This is a genomic window from Aurantimonas sp. E1-2-R+4 (genome assembly GCF_036549515.1).
Lineage (GTDB): Bacteria > Pseudomonadota > Alphaproteobacteria > Rhizobiales > Rhizobiaceae > Aurantimonas > Aurantimonas coralicida_A.
Map to the genome: position 1 here is coordinate 1 of NZ_JAZHLK010000094.1, position 6,021 is coordinate 6,021.

At 59.7% G+C, this 6,021-nt stretch carries 6 protein-coding genes; 5 read left to right on the forward strand and 1 reads right to left on the reverse strand.

Annotated features, from left to right (window positions below; translation table 11 throughout):
• Window positions 1-81: 81 nt before the first annotated feature.
• The gene (locus VQ045_RS21080) at window positions 82-531 is read right to left on the reverse strand and encodes an ATP-binding protein (protein WP_331831517.1); all 450 of its coding nucleotides are present in this window, start codon (window positions 529-531) and stop codon (window positions 82-84) included.
• Window positions 532-634: 103 nt separating this feature from the next.
• Here VQ045_RS21080 and VQ045_RS21085 point away from each other — a divergent pair, with 103 nt between their 5' ends.
• The 5 genes from VQ045_RS21085 (at window position 635) to VQ045_RS21105 (ending at window position 5,706) form a co-directional block, all read left to right on the forward strand.
• Window positions 635-1,009 carry a tyrosine-type recombinase/integrase gene (locus tag VQ045_RS21085; RefSeq protein WP_331831518.1) on the forward strand — a complete coding sequence of 125 codons (375 nt, stop codon included), beginning with the start codon at window positions 635-637 and terminating at the stop codon, window positions 1,007-1,009.
• Between the two features lie 174 nt (window positions 1,010-1,183).
• Window positions 1,184-2,749 carry a class I SAM-dependent DNA methyltransferase gene (locus tag VQ045_RS21090; RefSeq protein WP_327651205.1) on the forward strand — a complete coding sequence of 522 codons (1,566 nt, stop codon included), beginning with the start codon at window positions 1,184-1,186 and terminating at the stop codon, window positions 2,747-2,749.
• Complete coding sequence (locus tag VQ045_RS21095) at window positions 2,742-4,046, forward strand: restriction endonuclease subunit S (protein ID WP_331831520.1); 1,305 nt, start codon at window positions 2,742-2,744, stop codon at window positions 4,044-4,046. The genes VQ045_RS21090 and VQ045_RS21095 overlap by 8 nt, the downstream gene beginning before the upstream one ends.
• Window positions 4,043-5,014 carry a restriction endonuclease gene (locus VQ045_RS21100; protein WP_331831521.1) on the forward strand — a complete coding sequence of 324 codons (972 nt, stop codon included), beginning with the start codon at window positions 4,043-4,045 and terminating at the stop codon, window positions 5,012-5,014. The genes VQ045_RS21095 and VQ045_RS21100 overlap by 4 nt, the downstream gene beginning before the upstream one ends.
• A complete protein-coding gene (locus VQ045_RS21105; protein WP_331831522.1) occupies window positions 5,011-5,706 on the forward strand; it encodes a type I restriction endonuclease in 696 nt (231 codons plus the stop codon). Before VQ045_RS21100 ends, VQ045_RS21105 begins: the two co-directional genes overlap by 4 nt.
• The last annotated feature ends 315 nt before the right edge of the window (window positions 5,707-6,021 follow it).

Consider the following 6,021-nt stretch of genomic DNA (forward strand, 5'->3'; position numbering starts at 1 on the left):
TTCCAAACGGAGCAAAAGCCCATCCGGAAGAGACTGTGACAAACCAAAGCAGGGGTCATTCTTGGATGCGAAAAACCCCGCTTAGGGGGTCATTCTTGCAAGCGATTTTACAGTCTCGGCCGCCAGAAGGGGGCGCTGATCGCCCATGAATCCATCGAGCAGACGCAGCCGACCGCCCGGCTGAAGCCCTACAGTCTCAATTTCCGTCTGCGACAAAATGATCGGTGGAAGGAACGGACCAGACGCGCGCGGCGCGTCTTCGGCAGCTGAACGCGTCACGGTCACGCGCCGCACGCCATCGACCAAGGTCAGCGTGATCTGGCCCGATCCTAAGACCGATAGCGCATGGTCGCGGCTCCTGCGATTGGCTTCGGGCGTGTAACTCGGCACATCAAGACAGAAGCGGATGAGCTCGATGAGCGACGTCTTGCCGGTGCCACGCGCGCCAATCACCACGCTGAGGCCTGGTCGGGGGTACACATCGAACCCATTCAGGAACCCTTCTTCGATTTGAATTCGCTCGATGTGCATCTGTTCCCCTTTGATCGGCTCACGCTTTCGTCCCGATCTATGGCAGTACTACAATCGCCTTCGTCCCTGTGAAAGCTAGCAAGCACCGATGAGAACATCAGAAATGTCCGCAGTTCCAGGCCGATGTCGGACGCGGTGGTGCCCCGTAACGGCACTGGAAGTCTGGCTGTCGACCTTCGGCATCGAAGCCGGCCCCATTCTCAGGGGCATAAACCGACATCGGCGCGTCGGGGATCAGCGTCTGTCGGGAGAAGCTGTCTCGATCATCGTGAAGAAACGCTTGGCAGCGGCTGGCTTCGATCCCGAGGGGTACTCCGGACACAGCCTCCGTGCCGGCTTCGCCACCAGCGCCGCTCAGGCGGGAGCATCGTCATGGAAGATCAGGCAGCAGACCGGCCATGCTTCCGATGCCATGCTCAGTCGCTACATCCGCGACGGCGAGCTGTTCGTCGACAACGCGGCCGGTTCGTTGTTGTAGCTCCGCCGAGAAGGAGACAAGGTACCTGCAACGCTGAGTGACGGTCGTGTCTGGTGATCGCTCATCGCAGGGCCGGAACTTACCCCAGGCTGTCAGGCCGGCCAATGTGGTGCTTGCACGCTTTACGGTTGCCCCCGCCCCACGTAGCGTGCCCTCGAAATCAAGGGGGTGAGCATGGCCGCAGCGAACGGCACCAAGTCCGATCTCGACTTCACTGCGGACCTGTTCAAGGCGGCGGATAAGCTCAGGGGCAATCTGGAGCCCTCTGAGTACAAGCACGTCGCGCTCGGCCTGATCTTCCTCAAATACATCTCGGATGCCTTCGCTGACCAGCATGCCAAGCTCGCAACGGACGAGTACGCCGACGAGGAGGACCCGGAGGAGTACCTGGCCGAGAACGTCTTCTGGGTGCCGAAGCAGGCACGTTGGAAGCACCTTCAGGCGAACGCGAAGCGTCCCGAGATCGGCAAGCTGATCGACGAGGCGATGGAGGCGATTGAGAAGGCCCCGTCCAATGAGGGGCTGAAAGGCGTCCTGCCTAAGAACTACGCCCGGCCGACGTTGAACAAGACCATGCTTGGGGAACTGATCGACCTCTTCTCCAACGTCGGGATGCACGACAGCACCGATCGGGCGAAGGACCTCTTGGGGAGGGTCTACGAGTACTTTCTGTCAGGCTTCGCCTCGTCGGAGGGCAAGCGCGGTGGCGAGTTCTTCACACCCCGCTCGGTGGTGCGGACGCTTGTCGAGATGCTGGAGCCCTATCAGGGGCGGGTCTATGATCCCTGCTGCGGGTCAGGCGGCATGTTCGTGCAATCCGAGAAGTTCATCGAGGAGCATGGTGGGCGTCGGCACGACATCGCCATTTATGGCCAGGAGATCAATCATACGACCTGGAGGCTGGCGAAGATGAACCTGGCCGTACAGGGGATCGACGCCGATATCCGCTGGAACAATGAGGGCAGTTTTCATCGCGACGAGCTGCCAGACCTGAAGGCGGATTTCGTTCTCGCCAACCCGCCATTCAACGTCTCCGATTGGGGCGGAGATCGCCTGAGCGAGGATGTGCGCTGGAAGTTCGGCACCCCGCCGAAGGGGAACGCCAACTTCGGATGGCTCCAGCACATCTTGCACCATCTTGCTCCACGGGGCACGGCGGGCGTGGTCCTGGCGAACGGCTCCATGTCCTCTCAGCAGTCTGGCGAGGGCGACATCCGCAAAGCCATGATTGAGGCCGATGTAGTAGATTGCATGGTCGCGCTACCGGGGCAGCTGTTCTACTCCACACAAATTCCGGCCTGCCTTTGGATATTGGCGCGAGATAAGAGTTCCAACGGCCACCGGAACCGGCGCGGTGAAGTCTTGTTCATCGACGCCCGCAAGCTAGGCTTCATGGTGGACAGGGTCCGGAAGGAGTTCAGCCCCGAGGACATCGCCAAGATCGCTGGTGCCTATCACCGGTGGCGAGCGAAACCAGAGACACGGGAGGCAAAAGGCTGGACCGAATACTCCGACGAGCCTGGGTTCTGCAAATTCGCCACGCTCGATGAAGTCCGCGCGCGTGGCCATGTGCTGACACCGGGGCGCTATGTCGGGGCGGCGGATGTAGAGGATGACGGCATCTCCTTTGCGGAGAAGATGGGAAGTCTTCGGGACCTGTTACGAGGGCAGTTTGCCGAAGGCCGGGTGCTTGAAGGGCGGATCGAGACAGCGCTTGCTGGAGTGCCCACCAATGAGTGAGTGGGAAACAGAGCCCGCCAGCGACTTCTGCTTATCGGTAAGGGACGGTACCCATGATAGTCCGAAGCCGGTTGAGGTTGGTCGCAAGCTCATTACCTCTCGACATATGATATCGGGCAACCTTGATCTCGAAAAAGCCTATCTGATATCAGCTGATGAGTTCGAAGATATCAATCGTCGGAGCAAGGTAGACCGATGGGACGTTTTGATTTCAATGATCGGCACTGTTGGCGAGGTCTACCTTGAACAGAATGATCCCGACTACGCGATAAAAAACATAGGGTTGTTCAAGTCTCGGTCCGAGAGACGTGGACGATGGCTGCATTTCTATCTAAAGATACCAGAGGTGCGGGCCGAATTGCGCAGTAGGTGTCGCGGAACAACTCAGCTTTATGTTCCTCTCGGCGAATTGCGATCCTTCCCGGTGACGTTCCCCTCTGATGAGGGTGAACAAGATGATATTCTCGAAATCCTGAGTTGCCTGGACGACAAAATAGCCCTCAATCGCCGCACAAACGAGACGCTGGAAGCGATGGCGCAGGCTATCTTCCGCGACTGGTTTGTCGATTTCGGCCCGACGCGCCGCAAGATCGAGGGCGCGAGCGATCCCGTCATGATCATGGGAGGCGTCGTCACCGACCTTGAAAGGGCGCAGCAACTGACCCGCCTGTTTCCCGCCAGCCTTCGCGACGGCGGATTTCCGGAGGGGTGGAAAGAAGGTTCTCTTGCAGACGTCGCCCGAACAGCTTCAACTGTCGTGAGCCCTGCCGAGATCGCACCCGAAACCCCCTATATCGGCTTGGAGCACATGCCGCGTCGGTCGATTGCCCTGAACGAATGGGAAGCGGCCTCTAAGGTAACCTCGAACAAGTCTCGCTTCGAGCGTGGTCAAATCCTGTTTGGCAAGCTGCGTCCATACTTCCACAAGGTTGGCATCGCCCCCGTCGACGGAGTTTGCTCGACAGACATCATCGTCTTGGACGCCATCGAAAGCCACGCTCGCCCGATGGTAGCGATGTGCGTCGCAACTGATGAGTTCGTCGGCTTCACGGACCAAGGTTCGACCGGAACCAAGATGCCTCGCACGAGCTGGGGCAACATGAAGACCTATCCAATTGCACTCGCCCCCCAGCCTGTCATTGAGGAGTTTGGGGGGATGGTTCTCCCGATGATGGATAAGATCGTGGCAGGCATACACGGGAGCCGCACACTTTCTGCCACCCGCGACCTGCTCCTTCCTAAGCTGATGTCGGGAGAAATCCGGCTGGCCGAGGCAGTAGCGGAGGCGGCAGAATGACGAACGTCTGGTGCGTTCGCGCAGACTTTGGCCGGTATGCCCGAGCTTTCGTGGACGGCGGGTTTGTTGCCATCGGATGGCTGCCTGGACACGATCTGGCTGACTACACCAGCCGCGATGAGCTTCATCCTATCTACCGCGCCGCCTACCCGAACGACGTCAGCAACATCGTGATTGGCCAGCAGATTGGGCAGATCGGGCGCTTTCTGTTCGAGATGAAGGGGGGAGACACCGTCATCACGCCTGACGCGAATACCGAGCTGTTGCATCACGGGGTGATCCGGGCCGACCCTTCATACCGGTACGAGCCGAACGATCCGACCACTCCCTATCCTCACCATCGTCTCGTCGACTGGTCGACAACTTCCCTGCTGCGCTCCAGCCTCTCGGTCCCGCTTCAGAATACGATGCGGTCATCTCTGACGGTTTTCGGCGTTTCTCAGATCGACGAGGTGCTTCACCTGACGGGGCGAGGCAACCTCGCTCCGGCCCCCCATTCAGCAAACTACGACCCATACCAAGCCGTTCTCGCTCAAATACTCGAACTAGACGACAAGGAGTTCGAGATACTCGTTGGACACCTCCTCACTGCGCTGGGGTTTGAAGGCTCGGAGGTTGTGGGAAAGGTCGGCGACGGTGGCGTGGACGCGACAGGGGAGTTGAACGTTGCGAACCTGGCGAAGGTGAAGGTGTTCGTCCAGGCCAAGCGATATAAGGTGGGAACCAACATCAGCGCGTCGGTCGTGAGACAGCTACGGCAGGCAATTCCCTTCGGCGGACAAGGGGCATTTATTACAACCGCCGGCTTCCAGAAGGCTGCATTCGATGTCGCGCTCGAAGCGGGGTTCCCTCGCATTGGCCTGGTCAATGGCAGCCAATTGGTCGATCTGCTTGTCGAGCACTGGCCGGAGATACCGGTTGAGTTCAAAGACCGGCTGGGCCTGAAGCCGGGCCTGGTTTTGGCATGACAATCAACGAGGACATGGTTGAACAGGCCGCGCTCGGCATCTTCGCCGACCTCGGCTACACCTATGCCCCAGCAGCCCACATCGCCCCCGACGGCTCTGCGCCCGAACGCACGGCCTATTCCGACGTCATCCTAACGGAACGGCTCGCGGCTGCGGTGGGGCGGTTCAACCCGTCGATCCCGGCCGAGGCACGCGCTGACGCGGTCCGACAGCTCTTCATCACAGAGACGCCCTCGCTCGTCGAAGAGAACCGACGTATCCATCGTCTGCTGACCGAAGGCGTCGATGTCGAGTTCGTTGTCGCGGACGGCGAGATCAAGGGCGACAAGGTCTGGCTTATCGACTTCGACCAGGCCGAAAACAACGACTGGCTGGTGACGAACCAGTTCACAGTAGTCGAGGGCAGGCACAACCGCCGCCCCGACATCGTCGTCTTCATCAACGGCCTGCCGCTCGCCATCATCGAGCTGAAGAACGCCGCCGGCGAACAGGCGACAGTCTCGGCGGCCTTCAACCAGCTTCAGACGTACAAAGCGCAGGTGCCTGCTCTCTTCCGCACCAATGCCGTTCTAGTGGCCTCTGACGGGATGCTGGCGCGCATTGGCTCGCTCACGGCGGAACGAGGAGCGTTTCATGCCGTGGCGCACGGTGACGGGCGAGGATGGCGATTTCACGCCGCATGGTCCACGTGAGATGGAGACCCTGTTACGCGGCGTTTTCGAGAAGGAGCGGTTCCTCGCTTTGATCCGGGACTTCATCGTATTCGGGGACCAAGGCAACGGGCCGTTCAAGATCATTGCCGGATACCATCAGTTTCACGGGGCGAGAAAGGCACTTGTCAGCACTGTTGAAGCCGCTCGTCCCGAAGGGAACCGCAAGATCGGTGTCATCTGGCACATGTCAACGCCGGAGCAAATATGCGCCAGTTGGCCGGAGGAAATATGTGCCAGGTGACGTCATGAGAAGGGCCCCGATCGGGGCCCTTCTCATGACGTTTCGCGCTTTTC